General features: G+C 67.6%; 17 protein-coding genes. 7 read left to right on the forward strand and 10 right to left on the reverse strand.

Going from position 1 to position 15,264, the window contains the following annotated elements; translation table 11 throughout:
- The 6 genes from SCI24_RS10295 to SCI24_RS10320 form a co-directional block, all read right to left on the reverse strand.
- A partial coding sequence (locus tag SCI24_RS10295) for an NAD(P)H-binding protein (protein ID WP_318725283.1) occupies nucleotides 1-281 on the reverse strand: 281 nt, incomplete at its 3' end.
- Between the two features lie 22 nt (nucleotides 282-303).
- A complete protein-coding gene (locus tag SCI24_RS10300) occupies nucleotides 304-1,146 on the reverse strand; it encodes a nitrilase-related carbon-nitrogen hydrolase (RefSeq protein ID WP_318725284.1) in 843 nt (280 codons plus the stop codon).
- Between the two features lie 93 nt (nucleotides 1,147-1,239).
- The gene (locus SCI24_RS10305; RefSeq protein ID WP_318725285.1) at nucleotides 1,240-2,121 is read right to left on the reverse strand and encodes a glycine betaine ABC transporter substrate-binding protein; all 882 of its coding nucleotides are present in this window, start codon (nucleotides 2,119-2,121) and stop codon (nucleotides 1,240-1,242) included.
- Nucleotides 2,122-2,170: 49 nt separating this feature from the next.
- Nucleotides 2,171-2,902 carry an ABC transporter permease gene (locus SCI24_RS10310; RefSeq protein ID WP_318725286.1) on the reverse strand — a complete coding sequence of 244 codons (732 nt, stop codon included), beginning with the start codon at nucleotides 2,900-2,902 and terminating at the stop codon, nucleotides 2,171-2,173.
- Nucleotides 2,903-2,906: 4 nt separating this feature from the next.
- Nucleotides 2,907-4,067: an ABC transporter ATP-binding protein gene (locus SCI24_RS10315; protein WP_318725287.1), complete on the reverse strand. Its 1,161-nt coding sequence runs from the start codon at nucleotides 4,065-4,067 to the stop codon at nucleotides 2,907-2,909.
- A 39-nt stretch (nucleotides 4,068-4,106) separates the two neighbouring features.
- A complete protein-coding gene (locus SCI24_RS10320) occupies nucleotides 4,107-4,772 on the reverse strand; it encodes an ABC transporter permease (RefSeq protein ID WP_133636171.1) in 666 nt (221 codons plus the stop codon).
- 386 nt (nucleotides 4,773-5,158) lie between these two features.
- Here SCI24_RS10320 and SCI24_RS10325 point away from each other — a divergent pair, with 386 nt between their 5' ends.
- The 7 genes from SCI24_RS10325 (at nucleotide 5,159) to SCI24_RS10355 (ending at nucleotide 12,075) form a co-directional block, all read left to right on the forward strand.
- A complete protein-coding gene (locus tag SCI24_RS10325) occupies nucleotides 5,159-5,620 on the forward strand; it encodes an SUF system Fe-S cluster assembly regulator (protein ID WP_278033324.1) in 462 nt (153 codons plus the stop codon).
- Nucleotides 5,621-5,689: 69 nt separating this feature from the next.
- Entirely contained in the window at nucleotides 5,690-7,132 is a 1,443-nt protein-coding gene (gene sufB / locus SCI24_RS10330) for a Fe-S cluster assembly protein SufB (RefSeq protein WP_318725288.1), read from the forward strand.
- A gap of 193 nt (nucleotides 7,133-7,325) precedes the next feature.
- The gene (gene sufC / locus SCI24_RS10335) at nucleotides 7,326-8,078 is read left to right on the forward strand and encodes a Fe-S cluster assembly ATPase SufC (protein ID WP_318725289.1); all 753 of its coding nucleotides are present in this window, start codon (nucleotides 7,326-7,328) and stop codon (nucleotides 8,076-8,078) included.
- Entirely contained in the window at nucleotides 8,075-9,436 is a 1,362-nt protein-coding gene (gene sufD / locus SCI24_RS10340; protein ID WP_318725290.1) for a Fe-S cluster assembly protein SufD, read from the forward strand. Before sufC ends, sufD begins: the two co-directional genes overlap by 4 nt.
- A 3-nt stretch (nucleotides 9,437-9,439) precedes the next feature.
- Nucleotides 9,440-10,681 (forward strand): cysteine desulfurase, encoded by a 1,242-nt coding sequence (locus tag SCI24_RS10345; protein ID WP_318725291.1) that lies wholly within the window; start codon nucleotides 9,440-9,442, stop codon nucleotides 10,679-10,681.
- A gap of 18 nt (nucleotides 10,682-10,699) precedes the next feature.
- Nucleotides 10,700-11,272: a putative Fe-S cluster assembly protein SufT gene (sufT, locus tag SCI24_RS10350; RefSeq protein WP_318725292.1), complete on the forward strand. Its 573-nt coding sequence runs from the start codon at nucleotides 10,700-10,702 to the stop codon at nucleotides 11,270-11,272.
- 20 nt (nucleotides 11,273-11,292) lie between these two features.
- A complete protein-coding gene (locus SCI24_RS10355) occupies nucleotides 11,293-12,075 on the forward strand; it encodes a vancomycin high temperature exclusion protein (protein ID WP_318725293.1) in 783 nt (260 codons plus the stop codon).
- Here SCI24_RS10355 and SCI24_RS10360 read toward each other — a convergent pair.
- From SCI24_RS10360 to SCI24_RS10375, 4 genes are all read right to left on the reverse strand, one after another.
- Entirely contained in the window at nucleotides 11,996-12,442 is a 447-nt protein-coding gene (locus SCI24_RS10360) for a hypothetical protein (RefSeq protein ID WP_133636164.1), read from the reverse strand. The genes SCI24_RS10355 and SCI24_RS10360 overlap by 80 nt on opposite strands.
- A 108-nt stretch (nucleotides 12,443-12,550) precedes the next feature.
- On the reverse strand, nucleotides 12,551-13,459 hold the full coding sequence (rimK, locus tag SCI24_RS10365) for a 30S ribosomal protein S6--L-glutamate ligase (RefSeq protein WP_133636163.1): 909 nt from the start codon (nucleotides 13,457-13,459) through the stop codon (nucleotides 12,551-12,553).
- A gap of 31 nt (nucleotides 13,460-13,490) precedes the next feature.
- Nucleotides 13,491-13,928, reverse strand: a complete 438-nt coding sequence (locus SCI24_RS10370; protein ID WP_318725317.1) for an ATP-dependent zinc protease — start codon at nucleotides 13,926-13,928, stop codon at nucleotides 13,491-13,493.
- A 25-nt stretch (nucleotides 13,929-13,953) separates the two neighbouring features.
- A complete protein-coding gene (locus SCI24_RS10375; RefSeq protein ID WP_318725294.1) occupies nucleotides 13,954-14,979 on the reverse strand; it encodes a DUF3549 family protein in 1,026 nt (341 codons plus the stop codon).
- Nucleotides 14,980-15,264 lie beyond the last annotated feature (285 nt).

A 15,264-nucleotide genomic window follows, 5' to 3' on the forward strand; every position in this document is an offset into this window, starting at 1 on the left:
CCCGTGACATGGATGGCCTCGAAGCTGGCATCGCGGGTCTCGACATAGAGGCTGACGGCATTGACCACGGCGCTGGCACCCGCGAGGGCCGCCTCGATGCTCGCCTCGTCGCGCAGGTCGGCGGTGGCGAGTTCCACCGGGTCCCCGTCCTCCAGCCAGGCGGGCAGGGCGGGGTGGCGAGCGGCGATACGCACCCCGCGGCCGGAATCGACCAGCTCGCGGACGATGGCGTCGCCGAGAAAACCGGTGCCGCCGAAGACCGTGACCGGACCCTTGTGCATCATCGCCCTCCCGCGTGGCCGCTCAACGGAAGCCGGCCATCAGCTCGCGCACCAGTGGCGTGTCGGCATCGCGATGGGTGGGCAGCTCGAAGCGGGCCCGGGCGATGGCGGTGCGCGACAGCTCGGCGGTGATCAGCGTCTCGCGCTCCTCGGCTTCGGCGAGTAGCTCACCGCGGGGGCCGAGGATGCGCGACCCGCCCCAGAAGTGGCTCTGGCCCTCGGGGCCGAAGCGGTTGGCCATGATCACCGGCGTGCCGTAGGTCATGGCGTAGAAGCGCACGTTCAGGGCCCAGTTCTGCTCGTTGGAGAAGTCGTCGCTGACGATGCCCGAGGCCGAGTTGATCGGCGCACAGAGTACCGTGGGACGGCGCAGCAGGGAGGCGTGGACCAGGGCCGGGTTCCACAGGTCGGCGCAGATCAGCTGGGTCGCCGACCAGCCGGGGCGCACCGGAGTGTGGGTGAGCTCGCTGCCGTGGGTGAACCACTTGCCCTCCTCGAGCCCGCCGTAGGTGGGCAGGTTGAGCTTGCGGTGCACCGCGGCAATCTCGCCGTCCTGGAGGATGGCCAGGGCGTTGTAGTACTCGCCGGGACTCGCTTCCTCGACGAAGCCCACCACCGTCTGCATCTCGCGGCAGGCCAGGGCCAGCTCGCGCAGGCGCGGATCCTCCAGTGGCATCGCCACCTGCATCACCCGGCTGCCCAGGCCATAGCCGGTCAGCGAGAGCTCGGGGAAGACCAGCAGCTCGACGCCCTGGTCGCAGGCCTCCTGGATGGTGTCGAGATGCTGTGCCAGGTTGGCATCCACTTCGCCTAGGGTGGCGTTGATCTGGGCGGCGCCGACCCGGAGTCTGTCCTGATAGTGCATCTCATCCCCCTGTCAAAAGAGGGAAGGCCGCCCAAGGGCGGCCTTCCTTGCCGTAGGCAATGGCCGGCATTATGCCAGCCCTGCCGGGAGGCGTCACAGCAGCTCGTTCTCCTCGAGGAAGGACTGGGCCACGTCCTCGATGGTCTCGCGTTCGACGTCGACCTGGGCGTTGAGCTCGGCCATGGTCTCGTCGTCGAGCAGGCTGGAGAGCGCGTTCATCTGCTCGGCGAGGTCGGGGTTGGCCTCCAGGGTCTCCTGGCGCACCACCGGGGTCAGGGCGTAGGCCGGGAAGTAGCCCTTGTCGTCCTCGAGCACGCGGAAGTCGAAGGCCGGGATGCGTCCGTCGGTGGCGAAGACCAGTCCCACCTCGACGTCGCCGTCGCGGAGTGCCGGGTAGACCAGGCCGGAATCCATGCGCTTGACGTCGCCGCGGCTGACGCGGAAGTCGTAGGCCTCCTGCAGCGGCCGCCAGCCGTCCTCGCGGGCATAGAACTCCGCGTTCAGGGCAAAGGTCAGCGCCTCGCCGTCATTGACCGCCTGGGCCAGGTCGGAGAGGGAGGCGATGCCGCGCTCCTCGGCGTCCTCCTCGCGCATGGCCAGGGCGTAGGTGTTGTTGGCCGCGGAGGGCTCCAGCCAAACCAGGCCCTTCTCGGCGTCGAGTTCCTTGACGCGCTCATAGGTCTCCTCGGGCCCGAGGCGCTCGGTGACATCGTTGTAGTTGATCAGCGAGGTGCCGGTGTACTCCCAGTAGAGGTCGATCTGGCCATTCTCCTGGGCCTGGCGCAGCACCGCGGAACCCATGCCGGCGCGGTTTTCCACGTCGTAGCCGAGACCCTCCAGGTACTGGGTGGTCATGCTGGAGAGGATCTGCTGCTCGGTGAAGTTCTTGCCGCCGACGGTGATCTCGGCGGCGCCGGCGGTGGTCATGGCGCCGGCCAGGGCCAGGCCGGACAGGGTGGTCATCAGGCGTTTCATGGATGCTTCTCCTCGTGTGGCTGCAAATGGTCTAGCACGGTTCGAACGATCAGGCGCGCGACGGGTTGACCCCGCGCGGCACCATCAGGAAGGCCACGGTGGCGACCAGCGCATCGACGACGATCGCCAGCAGGGCAGTGGGAATCGCGCCGGACAGCATCATCACCGGATCGTACAGGTCGATGCCGGTGAAGATCAGCTCGCCCAGCCCCCCGGCGCCGATCAGGAAGGCCAGCGGCACGGTGCCCACGTTGATGGTCAGGGCGGTACGCATGCCGGCGAAGATCACGTAGAGGGCGTTGGGCAGTTCGACCTGCAGCAGGCGCTGGGTCGCCGACATGCCGATGCCGGCGGCGGCCTCCATCAGGGCGGGATCTACGCCCTTGAGCCCGGCATAGGTGTTGCGGGTGATCGGCAGCAGGGTGGCGACGAACAGGCCGAACACGGCCGGTACGGTGCCGATGCCCAAAAAGCTCATGGAGAGCGCCAGGACCGCGAGCGTCGGGATGGTGGTGCCGACGTTGAGCACCTGCATCAGCGATTCCGCCCAGCGGGTCATGCTCGGGCGCGACAGCACGATGCCCAGCGGGATGGCCACCAGGATCGCCAGGCCGCCGGAGATCGCGGTCAGCCACAGGTGCTGGATGGCCAGGTACTGCACGTCGGGCAGGTACCACAGGAAGTCATCGATGACCCCGCTCGACTGGCTCCATACCCCGGCGAAGAAGATCGCCACCAGCAGGAGTGCACGCAGGGCCCCTTTCAGGCTCTGGATCGGCATCGGCTCACTCCTTGACGGCGCTGTCGGGATTCCGGCTGGCAGCCTCGCGGGCACGGAAGCGTGAACCGAGGTGGTGCGTCATGGCGCGCTGGGTGATCTGGCCGCAGACGCGTCCCTCGTCGTCCACGCAGGGCAGCCAGGTGGCGTCCTGGGCGAACATCAGCGAGGCGACCTTGCGCAGGTCGTCCTCCAGGGTCACCGTGGCCGGGACATTCTCGAAGTGGTCGCGACAGTAGCCCTTGGTGGTGCGCGCCTTGGCGCGGGTGATCAGGCCCACCGGCTGGCGCTGGTCGTTCACCATCAGGATGGCGTTCTGGTAGCCGTAGTCGTCGATGCGGGCCAGCGCCGTCTCCAGGGTGTCGCCGGGCTTCACCGTGGCGATCTCGTCGGAGACCACCTCGTGGACCTTGACCAGGTTGAGGCGCTTGAGCGCGCGGTCCTCGCCGAGGAAGGACTCGACGAAGGCGTTCTTGGGTGCGGCCAGCAGGTCGTCGGGCGAGGAGTGCTGCACCAGCTTGCCCTCGCGGAATATCGCCACCCGGTCGCCCATCTTGATCGCTTCGTCGATGTCGTGGCTGACGAACATGATGGTCTTCTTGAGTTCCTGCTGCATCTTGAGGAACTCGTCCTGGATCACCGCCCGGTTGATGGGGTCGATGGCGCCGAAGGGCTCGTCCATCAGCATCACCGGCGGGTCGGCGGCGAGCGCCCGGGCCACGCCGATGCGCTGCTGCTGACCGCCGGAGAGCTCGCTGGGGAAGCGCTTGAGGAAGGCATCGGGCTCCATGGAGATCATCGCCATCAGCTCCCGGGCCCGCTCCTTGTAGCGGGCCTTGTTCCAGCCCAGCAGCTTGGGCACCACCGTGATGTTCTCCTCGATGGTCATGTTGGGGAAGAGCCCGATCTGCTGGATCACGTAGCCGATGTTGCGGCGCAGGTCCTGGGTGTTCAGGTCGGTGGTGTCCTCCCCGTTGATGAACACCTTGCCGGAGGTCGGCGTAACGATGCGGTTGATCATCTTCAGGGTGGTGGTCTTGCCGCAGCCCGAGGGGCCGAGCAGGATGCAGATCTCGCCGCTGGGCACCTTCATGCTGATGTGGTCGGCGGCGACCACGGCGCCCTTGGGCGTATCGAAGACCTTGGTCAGGTTATCGAGTTGGATCATTCGGGGGTCCTTGTCGTCTCGGTCGTCAGGGGCTCGCCGTCAGGCGGTGGAGGCGTCGAGCTCCATGCCGCGGGGCGTCAGGCGCTTCTGCACGTAGAGCAGGGTGTAGTCGACGATGATGGCCAGCAGGCTCACCGCCACGGCGCCGACGATCAGCTGCCGCGGGTCGGACTGGGAGATGCCGCGGCTGATGAAGGTGCCCAGCCCCCCGGCGCCGATGTAGGCGGCGATCGCCATCACGCCGATGTTGAGCACCACCGCCGTGCGCACGCCGGCCATGATCACCGGCACCGCCAGGGGAATCTCCACCATCCGCAGGCGCTGGTTGGGGCTCATGCCGATCCCCCGGGCCGCCTCGCGCAGCGCCGGGTCGACGTTGTTGATCGCGGTATAGGTGTTGCGGATGATCGGCAGCTGGGAGTAGAGCAGCACCGCGATCACCGCCGGCAGGTAGCCGATGCCCTGGCCGATCAGCGAGAGCACCGGGATCATGATGCCGAACAGCGCGATCGAGGGGATGGTGACGATGATCGAGGCGGCATAGAGCACGGCCTGGGCCAGACGCTCGTTCTTGGTGATGGCAATGCCGATCGGCACCCCGGTCAGGGTGGCGATGCCGACGGCGACCCCCACCAGCGAGATGTGCTCCAGGGTGCGTGTGGCCAAGAGGTCGATGTTGTCCAGTGCGTACTGAATCAGTTCCAAGTCGTTTCTCCTTGCGAGCCCTGTCCCTTGGCAAGCATAGCCGTCGTCCGACGGCCCAGCGGTGCCCGGGTGTGATCATGTCGCGGGAAGGGGCGAGGGGCGACGAAATGCCCCATGCGAGGCCATCTAGCATAGCAGAGCCCCCTATCTAATTGTTTTTCCGTGGATGAGGATGCGCAATGGCACGAATTGGCAGGGCTGATGCCTGCCGGGCGAGCGTCCCGGTGGCCTGCCATGAATGAGATCGATTATCGTTCTTGTCGGTAACGTCCGTGAACGTGCCGCGATCCACGCGATTGGGCGCCGGGGCTTCACATCAAATTCATACAGGACTAAAATGGTCCCCAATCGAACATGAGGGGGAGATGCCCCCGGGGAGTCAGGCCTTGCTCAAGCTTTCACGGCTGACCGACTACGCCGCCGTGGTGATGGCGCAGATTGCCCGCCACCCGGACCAGCCCCAGGCGGCCGCGGAGCTGGCCGAGGCGGTTCAGCTGCCCCATCCCACGGTCAGCAAGACCCTGAAGATGCTGGTCAAGGCGGGGCTGCTCGAGTCGCGCCGCGGCGCCCAGGGAGGGTATTCCCTGGCACGCCCCGCCTCGCGCATCACCGCCAGCGACATCATCTCCGCGATCGAGGGGCCGGTAGCGATGACCGAGTGCAGCCAGGCCGGCGGCGACTGCGACCTGGCCGCCACCTGCGGCGTCGCGGACAACTGGCAGCGGGTCTCGTTGGCCATCCGCACCCTGCTTGACAGCGTGACCCTGGCCCACCTGGCCGACACCAGCCCGATCAAGCTGCCGGTGCAGCTGCCCATTCAGAGCGTGAGTCTGGCTGCCGAGGCCTGACGCACCGAGCACTTCACTACCCGAGGCGAGCCACGCTCGCCGACCCAACCGCCCGGGAGGGGATACATCATGGCAAGTCAGGAAATGGAACAGCTTGTCCGTCGCGAGTACAAGGAAGGCTTCGTGACCGACATCGAGAGCGACACGGTACCGCCCGGCCTGGACGAGAGCACCATCGCCTTCATCTCGAACAAGAAGGGCGAGCCGGAGTGGATGCTGGAGTGGCGTCTCAAGGCCTACCACCAGTGGCTGAAGATGACGCCGCCCTCCTGGGCACACCTGGACTATCCGCCCATCGACTACCAGGCGATCTCCTACTACAGCGCGCCCAAGCGTGACGAGGACAAGCCCCAGAGCCTCGACGAGGTGGACCCCAAGCTGCTCGAGACCTACGAGAAGCTGGGCATTCCCCTGCACGAGCGGGCGGCCCTGGCCGGCGTGGCGGTGGATGCCGTCTTCGATTCCGTGTCGGTGACCACCACCTTCAAGGAGAAGCTGCACGAGGCGGGCGTGATCTTCTGCTCCATCTCCGAGGCGATCCGCGACTACCCGGAACTGATCAAGCAGTACCTGGGCAGCGTGGTGCCCCAGGGCGACAACTACTTCGCGGCGCTGAACTCCGCGGTGTTCACCGACGGCTCCTTCGTCTTCGTCCCGGAGGGCGTGACCTGCCCCATGGAGCTCTCCACCTACTTCCGCATCAACGCCGAGAACACCGGGCAGTTCGAGCGCACCCTGATCATCTGCGAGAGCCGCGCCCAAGTGTCGTATCTGGAAGGTTGTACCGCGCCGATGCGCGACGAGAACCAGCTGCATGCGGCGGTGGTGGAGCTGGTGGCGCTCGAGGATGCCTACATCAAGTACTCCACCGTGCAGAACTGGTATCCCGGCGACGAGGACGGCAAGGGTGGCATCTACAACTTCGTCACCAAGCGCGGCGACTGCCGCGGCGACCGCTCGCGCATCAGCTGGACCCAGGTCGAGACCGGCTCGGCGATCACCTGGAAGTACCCCTCCTGCGTGCTGCGCGGCAAGGACAGCATCGGCGAGTTCTACTCCGTGGCGGTGACCAACGGCCGCCAGCAGGCCGATACCGGCACCAAGATGATCCACATCGGCGAGGGTACCCGCTCGAGCATCATCTCCAAGGGCATCTCCGCCGGCCGCAGCAACCAGTCCTACCGTGGCCTGGTGAAGGTGGGTCCGCGGGCCAGGGGCGCGCGCAACTTCACCCAATGCGACTCGCTGCTGATCGGCGACCAGTGTGGCGCCCATACCTTCCCCTACCAGGAGATCGGCAACAGCACGGCCACCGTCGAGCACGAGGCGACCACCTCGAAGATCGGCGAGGACCAGCTGTTCTACTGCCAGAGCCGCGGCATCTCCGAGGAGGATGCGGTGAGCATGATCGTCAACGGCTTCTGCAAGGATGTCTTCCAGGAGCTGCCCATGGAGTTCGCCGTGGAGGCCGAGGCGCTGCTGAACGTCACCCTCGAAGGCGCTGTTGGTTGAGGAAACGGCTGCGCGACGCCTGCACGGCGTTGGAAGCAGGATCGAGAATGCTCATTTACGTTCGTAAACTCCGCTTCTCTCACCTGCTTCCGCCTTGTTCAGGCGCCGCTCGCGCGTTTCTCCGGATTCGCGAAAAGGTCAAAACATTCAAGGAGTCGCGCCGGCGGCTCACCACGAATCAAAGGTAGTCAACATGCTCGAAGTCAAGGATCTGCACGTCACGGTCGAGGGTTCCGAGATCCTCAAGGGCCTCACCCTGACCATCAACGCCGGAGAAGTCCACGCCATCATGGGCCCCAACGGGGCCGGCAAGTCGACCCTCTCGGCGGTGATCGCCGGCAAGGAGGGCTACGAGGTGACGAAGGGCTCGATCACCTTCGAGGGCCAGGACGTGCTGGAGATGGAGATCGAGGAGCGGGCCCGTGCCGGCCTGCTGCTGGGCTTCCAGTACCCGGTGGAGATCCCGGGAGTGAAGAACATCTACCTGCTCAAGGCGGCGCTGAACGCCCAGCGCGAGGCGCAGGGTCTGGGCGAGATCCCGGCACCGGAGTTCATGAAGCTGATCAAGGAGAAGGTTGCGTCCATGAAGATGGACACCAGCTTCCTGCAGCGTGCCGTCAACGAGGGCTTCTCCGGCGGCGAGAAGAAGCGCAACGAGATCCTGCAGATGCTGGTGCTGCAGCCGAAGCTGGCGATGCTCGACGAGATCGACTCGGGCCTGGACATCGACGCCATGAAGGTGGTCGCCGACGGCGTCAACTCCCTGCGCGCCGAGGACCGGGCCATCCTGCTGGTGACCCACTACCAGCGCCTGCTCGACTACATCGTGCCGGATCGCGTGCACGTGCTGGTCGATGGCCGCATCGTCAAGAGCGGCGATGCCGGCCTGGCCCGCGAGCTCGAGAGCCGCGGCTATGACTGGGTGCAGGAGGAGACCGCCGCATGAGTGATGCAGTGCAGAGCGATGTGCAACGCTTCCTCGACCGGTTGAGCGAGCGCAGCACCGCCCGCGGCGCCGAGCCGACCTGGATCGCCGCCCGGCGCCAGGCGGGGGCCGCCCGCTTCGAGGCGCTGGGCTTTCCCCATCGGCGCATCGAGGAGTGGAAGTACACCGACGTGCGGGCCATCGCCCGCGGCGACTTCCACCTGGCCACGGAGGCCGACTTCTCCCCGGCCACGGCGGCGAGGCTGACCCTGCCGGTGGAGGCCCACCGGCTGACCTTCGTCGACGGCGTCTTCGCCCCGGGCCTGTCGAGGCTCGACGACCTGCCCGCTGGCGTGCAGCTGGTGCCGCTCTCCCAGGCGCTCGAGGAGAACCACGAGGCGGTGGGCGGCCCGCTGGGCCGGCTGACCGGGGTCGAGTTCTCGCCCTTCGCGGCGCTCAACACCGCCTTCATGGAAGAGGGGGCCGTGCTGCGCCTGGCGCCGGGTACCGTGGTGGAGAAGCCGATCATCCTGCAGTTCCTCTCCCGGGCCGGTGAGGCGCCGGTGATGAGCCATCCGCGCATCCTGCTCGAGATGGCCGGGCGCAGCCAGGCCACGGTCATCGAGCACCACGTGGGCGAGGAGCAGGCCGCCAACTTCACCAACCTGGTGGAGGAGATCATCCTCGACCGCGGCGCGCTGCTCACCCACTACAAGCTGCAGGAGGCGCCGCTGGCCGATCTGCACGTGGCCAGCATCCACATCGAGCAGGCCCGCGACAGCCGCTACACCTCCTTCAACCTGAACCTGGGCGGTGGCCTGGTGCGCAACGACCTGGTGGCCGAGCTCAACGGCCAGGGGGCCGAGGCCAACTTCAACGGCCTCTTCTACGGCCAGGGTCGCCAGCACGTGGACAACCACACCCTGGTCAACCACAACGCGCCCCACACCTTCTCCCACGAGAACTACAAGGGCATCCTCGACGACCGCGCCCACGGCGTGTTCAACGGCAAGGTGATCGTCAAGCGTGACAGCCAGAAGATCGAGGCGGAGCAGAGCAATGCCAACCTGCTGCTCTCCGACCGCGCCGAGATCGACACCAAGCCGGAGCTCGAGATCTACGCCGACGACGTCAAGTGCGCCCACGGCGCCACCACCGGCCAGCTCGACGAGGAGGCGGTGTTCGCCCTGCGCACCCGCGGCATCGACGAGCAGACGGCCCGCGGCCTGCTGACCCTGGCGTTCGCCGGCGAGGTGCTGGAGCAGGTCGACCTCGACGCCATCGCCGAGCGGGTCGAGCTGGCCGTGGCAGGCAAGCTCCCCGAGCGCTTCAACCTCTCCGGCCTGGTGGAAACCGCCGCCGCCCTGAACGAGGAGTGAGCCATGGCCGACTTCAGCGACCTGACGCTGGACGTGGTGAAGGTGCGACGCGACTTCCCGATTCTCGACCGGGAAGTCCACGGCAAGCCGCTGGTCTACCTGGACAACGCCGCCACCAGCCAGACCCCGCGCCAGGTGATCGCGATGTTCGACGACTACTACGGTCGCTACAACGCCAACATCCATCGCGGGCTGCACACCCTGGCCGACGAGGCCACGGCGGCCTTCGAGGGGACCCGGGAGACGGTGCGGGCCTTCCTGAACGTTGCCGAGACCCGCGAGATCGTCTTCACCCGCGGCACCACCGAGGCGATCAACCTGGTGGCCAACAGCTGGGGGCGTGCCAACCTCGGCCCCGGTGACGAGGTGCTGATCTCGCGCCTCGAGCACCACTCCAACATCGTGCCCTGGCAGCTGCTGGCGGGGGAGCTCGGGTTCACCATCAAGGTGATCCCGGTGGACGAGCGCGGCGTGCTGGACATGGCGGCCTACCGCGACCTCTTCACCGAGCGCACCCGGCTGGTGGCGGTGAACCACATCTCCAACGCCTTCGGCACCGTCAACCCGGTGCGCGAGATGGCGCGGGTGGCCCACGAGCAGGGCGCGCGGATCCTGGTCGACGGCGCCCAGGCCGCCCCCCACCAGGCCATCGACGTGCGCGACATCGATGCCGACTTCTATGCCTTCTCCGGCCACAAGGTCTACGGGCCGACCGGCGTGGGCGTGCTCTACGGCAAGGCCGAGCTGCTCGAGGCAATGCCGCCCTGGCAGGGGGGCGGCGAGATGATCAAGACGGTCTCCTTCGAGGCGCCCACCACCTTCGCCGACATCCCCCACAAGTTCGAGGCCGGCACCCCGGCCATCGCCGAGGTGATCGCCCTGGGCCGCGCCCTGCAGTGGGTCCAGGAGATCGGCCTCGAGCTGATCGGCGCCTGGGAGGCCAGGCTGCTCGAGCATGCCACCGAGGGCGTGCGGGGCATCGAGGGGCTGCGCATCCTGGGCACCGCGCCGGACAAGGCGGGCGTGCTGTCGTTCGTGGTCGACGGCGCGCACTCCCAGGACATCGGGCTGCTGATCGACCAGCTCGGGGTGGCGATCCGCACCGGCCATCACTGTGCCCAGCCCCTGCTGGCGCAGTTCGGGGTGGACGCCACCTGCCGGGCATCCTTCGCTGCCTACAACACGCCCGAGGAGATCGACGTCTTCGTCGAGGGGCTCGAGCGCGTCGTCGGCATGCTGCGCTGAAGGCTATCAAGGAGCGACATGAGCGATATCGAGCAGATTGCCACCCTCCACAAGGGCCAGGAGCTGCCCCTGCAGCGTGACGTGGAGGCGATCTCCATTCCCTTCGGCAAGACCGTGACCCTGCCGGAGGACAGCATCGTCAGCGTGATGCAGGCCAAGGGCAGCACGGTCAGCGTGGGCTTCGAGGGGCGCCTCTACCTGGTCGAGGGGGCCAACCTGGATGCCCTGGGCCTCGAGGCGCTGCCGCGCCCGACCCTGGCCGAGGATGCCTCGGAAGAGGAGATCGAGCAGTTCGTGTGGGACCAGCTGCGGACCTGCTTCGACCCCGAAATCCCGGTGAACATCGTCGACCTGGGGCTGGTCTATGGCTGTCGCATCGAGCGGCTGATCAGCGGCGAGCGCATCGTCACCATCCGCATGACCCTGACCGCCCCGGGCTGCGGCATGGGCGACGTGATCGCCGCCGATGCCCGCAACAAGATCCTCGGTGCCCCGCAGATCAGCAAGGTGCACACCGAGATCGTCTTCGATCCCCCCTGGAGTCGTGAGATGATGAGCGACGAGGCCAAGCTGGAACTCGGGATGTTCTAGCGCCTGCTCCGGGGAGCGCGATGCACCGGCCATTCTGGAAGGTCTTCAAGGCGGTACTGATGTCGCTGGGAGCGCTTGCGCTCCTGGCGGCTTTGCTGTTCGCGCTGGCCAATTTCTACGTGCTGGGGCGCACCCAGGGGAAGATCGAGGACGAGCTGGCGCAGTGTGGCAGCGAGCCCGTGGGCATCGTCTTCGGGACCTCACACTGGACGCGCAGCGGGGCGCGCAATCCGCACTTCGAGGGGCGCATGGGCGCCGCGGCCCACCTGATCCATCTCGGACGGGTCGACCACCTGCTGATCTCCGGCGACAACAGCACCCGCTACTACAACGAGCCGGTGACCATGTGGCGTGACCTGCGCGGCCGCGACGTGCGCGACGAGGACATGACGCTGGACTATGCCGGATTCAGCACCTTCGACACCCTGGCCCGGGCGCGGGACGTGTTCGGCGTGGAGCGGGCGCTGCTGATCACCCAGGAGTGGCACCTGCCGCGGGCGCTGTTCATCGGCGAGGCGCTGGGACTCGAGGTGAGGGGCTGCGCGGCGCCAGAGCGCCCCACGGATGGGCTGTGGCGACTCAAGCTGCGCGAGTGGGTGGCGCGGGTGGCTACCCTGGGGGATCTCTACCTGTGGGAGCGCGAGCCGCACTTCCTGGGGCCGCTCGAGCCCCTGCAGATCATGCCGCGGGAGCGTGACCGCCTGCTGCTCCCGCCGGGGATGTTCAGCGCTTCGGACGCTGCTTCTGGAGACGATACAGCTCGCGAATCAGCGCCCGACAGCCCTTCCAGCACTCCTCGATGACCGGTTCCATCGGCTCGGGCAGGGGATGGGTGAACAGCGTCGAGAGCGCCTGCATCAGCACCCGTTCCTGCTCCAGCAGCTCGCCGATCACCACCTGGCTCTCGTTGCCGACGAAGCTCTTGAGTCGGCTCCACAGCCACATGTAGTCGTCACGCTCGACATCGGCATCGCGCGGGAGGAGGTTGAGGTGCTTGCGCGACAGCTCCTGGAGCTCGTGCATCGACTTCGCCCGCGCCTCGTAGTGGGGCTTCAGGCTGTCGCGCAGCGAGGGACGCAGGCGCTCCAGATTGTCCTGAAAGTAGTCGATGCTGTCGGCCATCGCCTCGAGGGCACTGTCCATCGCCACCTGGCGATTGTCGAGAAACATGAGCGGTCACCTCCTCCGGTGACGCAGATTGTGGGGCTGTCGACGCCCATTTGCCACCCCCGGGGATCAATAATTTGCCGCTTCCCCGTTAGCCTTTGGGCTGAGGATTCAGCCCTTGGGGCGAGGCGGGACCTTGTGCCGCGGGGCGGCATTCTTCTCCAGGTGCTCGATGACCAGCCCCGCGATGTCCTTGCCGGTGGCCGTCTCGATGCCCTGCAGCCCCGGCGAGGAGTTGACCTCCATGATCACCGGGCCGTGGTTGGAACGCAGCAGGTCGACGCCGGCCACCCGCAGTCCCATGGCCTTGGCGGCGCGGATCGCCGTGGAGCGCTCCTCCGGGGTGATGCGGATCACGCTGGCGCTACCGCCGCGGTGCAGGTTGGAGCGAAACTCGCCCTCGGCGGCCTGGCGCTTCATCGAGGCCACCACCTTGTCGCCGATCACGAAGCAGCGGATGTCGGCACCCTTCGCCTCCTTGATGTACTCCTGCACCATGATGTTGGCCTTCATGCCCATGAAGGCCTGGATCACGCTCTCGGCGGCCTGGTTGGTCTCGGCGAGCACCACGCCGATGCCCTGGGTGCCCTCCAGCAGCTTGATCACCAGCGGGGCGCCCCGGACCATGGTGATCAGGTCGGGAATGTCGTCGGGGGAGTGGGCGAAGCCGGTGATCGGCAGCCCGAGCCCCTTGCGCGACAGCAACTGCAGCGAACGCAGCTTGTCCCGGGAGCGGGTGATGGAGACGTTGTCGTTGAGCACGTAGGTGCCCATCATCTCGAACTGGCGCAGTACCGCACAGCCGTAGAAGGTGATCGAGGAGCCGATGCGCGGGATCACCGCGTCGAAGGGCTCGAGCTCCTCGCCCTTGTAGTGGATCGAGGGGTGGTGCGAGGCGATGCTCATGTAGCAGCGCAGGGTGTCGACCACCCGCGCGGTATGGCCGCGCAGCTCGGCCGCCTCGATCAGGCGCCGCGTGGAGTAGAGGTTGCGGTTGCGGGACAGCAGCGCGATATGCATTCGGGGCTCCAGGGTCGATGGCCGGGGAGGGTCAGGGTTCGCCATGCAGGAAGGCCACGCCGGGCGCCACCAGCAGGCGGCGCAGGGCGCGGCGGCCCAGCAGCATGGGGTGGCGCATGTCGCGGCGGTCGGTCAGGCTCAGTTCCACCGGGAACTCCAGGCTGCCCAGCTGCATCGTCGTGCGGATGACGTAGCGCCACTCGGCCTGGCCGTTGGAGCTGGTCACCCGCCGGCGGTCATGCAGGTGCATGCGGTGGACGTGGGCCGGCGTGCCGGGGCCGGCGCTGCGGGTCGTGAAGCTGACCCAGAGATGGCCGTCCTCTTCATAGGACTCGATGTCCTCGGCATGCAGGGCCGAGGTCCGCGCGCCGGTATCGGCCTTGGCGCAGAGCGTCAGGTGCAGTTCCGGCAGGGTGACCATCTCGCGGCGGCCGATCACCGCCTTGGGCGTGTAGGGCAGTTCTTTCATCATCTTCGCTCCGAGGTCTCTGCACTCAGCGTGTCAGGCCGGCCAGGCGGCGGCCGATGGCGGAGTCCGCCCCGGCCTCGCGCAGCGTCATCAGCAGTGGCAGGCGCAGTCGCGGGATCAGCGCCAGGTCACGGGCCACGGCCGTGAAGTCGGCCCCGGGGGTCTCGGCCAGGCGGGCGAGGAAGCGGGGCAGCCGCTCGGCATCCTCCAGGTGGTGCCAGCCGCGCCCGGCGATGGCCGCCAGCAGGTCGGGGCCGCAGGCGTCCGGGTCATCGAGCAGGGCATCGAACCAGGCGCCGGCCAGCGCGGTCGAGGCGCCGCCCATGGCCCGCACGCAGGCGCAGAAGGTCTCGATGTCCCCGGCGCGGCCCGCCGCCTCCCCGCGCCGGCGCAGGGCATGGGCCAGCTCGTCGGCGATTGCCACATGCTCCAGACAGTAGCACAGCGAGGTCAGCACCTCGCCGGGCAGGGTGTCCAGGCGCGTGGCCAGCATCCGGCTCGACTCCGCATCCAGGCGCACCGCGAAGTCGGCCAGCCCCTGCAGGCCCAGGGCGCGCCAGTCGATCGCCTGCTGTCCGGTGAGGTAGGCCTCGACCGGCTCGAGGTGCTGGCTGGCGGGCAGGCCCGCATCCACGCTGGCACGGGCATGCAGCACGGCCTGGAAGGGCAGCGCGGGGCTGAAGGCCAGGGGGTTGTCCTTCATCAGGTTGTCGATCCCGGCGCTCTCCGAGCGCCCCAGGCCCCGCACGCCGTGGCCGAGGGTCTCCAGCAGGCGCTGCACGAAGGCGTCCCGCGGCGCCGGGTCGAGGTGGCCCTGCTCATCCAGCGGCAGGGCCAGGAACCAGATCAGCGGGTCCTCCAGGTCCCCCAGGCGGAAGACCATGGCCAGGCGTGCCGTGCCCTGCCAGGGGGCCGGCCATGCCAGCTCGCCGGCCTCGAAGGCGGCCAGGGTGTCGAGCGAGCAGGGCTCGACCCGGCGTCCCAGGTGGTAGAGCCTCACCTCGGCACCGCTGCGCAGGAAGAAGTCATGAAGGCTGTGGATCGGTTGCATGCTGTCTCCGGGTCAGGAACCGTGCACTCTACCGCGGTGCCGGGGTGCTGTCAGCCGCCGAGAAGGGCCTTGTGGCGATCCGTCGTTGGTCAGTTGTTGACCACTCTGCCCCATGGCCCATGGGAAGCGGCCAGGAGAGACCTTTCCAGTGTTTATCCACAGGCCCGTTCAGGATATCTGTGCACTGTGCACAAGAGGGCTGTCGGGGCGGTGGAGGGCGTCGCGGGGTGGCCAGCGGCGGGGCCGAACGGGGATAATGGCCGTACATGCACCGAAGAGACTGCC

Origin of the sequence: Halomonas sp. (assembly GCF_033549285.1) — a bacterium.
GTDB lineage: Bacteria > Pseudomonadota > Gammaproteobacteria > Pseudomonadales > Halomonadaceae > Halomonas.

Coding starts and splice junctions, on each gene's coding strand:
- SCI24_RS10300 (WP_318725284.1), bottom strand. CDS start 1,146: ATGCACTATCAGGACAGACTCCGGGTCGGCGCCGCCCAGATCAACGCC.
- SCI24_RS10305 (WP_318725285.1), bottom strand. CDS start 2,121: ATGAAACGCCTGATGACCACCCTGTCCGGCCTGGCCCTGGCCGGCGCC.
- SCI24_RS10310 (WP_318725286.1), bottom strand. CDS start 2,902: ATGCCGATCCAGAGCCTGAAAGGGGCCCTGCGTGCACTCCTGCTGGTG.
- SCI24_RS10315 (WP_318725287.1), bottom strand. CDS start 4,067: ATGATCCAACTCGATAACCTGACCAAGGTCTTCGATACGCCCAAGGGC.
- sufB (WP_318725288.1), top strand. CDS start 5,690: ATGGCAAGTCAGGAAATGGAACAGCTTGTCCGTCGCGAGTACAAGGAA.
- sufC (WP_318725289.1), top strand. CDS start 7,326: ATGCTCGAAGTCAAGGATCTGCACGTCACGGTCGAGGGTTCCGAGATC.
- sufD (WP_318725290.1), top strand. CDS start 8,075: ATGAGTGATGCAGTGCAGAGCGATGTGCAACGCTTCCTCGACCGGTTG.
- SCI24_RS10345 (WP_318725291.1), top strand. CDS start 9,440: ATGGCCGACTTCAGCGACCTGACGCTGGACGTGGTGAAGGTGCGACGC.
- sufT (WP_318725292.1), top strand. CDS start 10,700: ATGAGCGATATCGAGCAGATTGCCACCCTCCACAAGGGCCAGGAGCTG.
- SCI24_RS10355 (WP_318725293.1), top strand. CDS start 11,293: ATGCACCGGCCATTCTGGAAGGTCTTCAAGGCGGTACTGATGTCGCTG.
- SCI24_RS10360 (WP_133636164.1), bottom strand. CDS start 12,442: ATGTTTCTCGACAATCGCCAGGTGGCGATGGACAGTGCCCTCGAGGCG.
- rimK (WP_133636163.1), bottom strand. CDS start 13,459: ATGCATATCGCGCTGCTGTCCCGCAACCGCAACCTCTACTCCACGCGG.
- SCI24_RS10370 (WP_318725317.1), bottom strand. CDS start 13,928: ATGAAAGAACTGCCCTACACGCCCAAGGCGGTGATCGGCCGCCGCGAG.
- SCI24_RS10375 (WP_318725294.1), bottom strand. CDS start 14,979: ATGCAACCGATCCACAGCCTTCATGACTTCTTCCTGCGCAGCGGTGCC.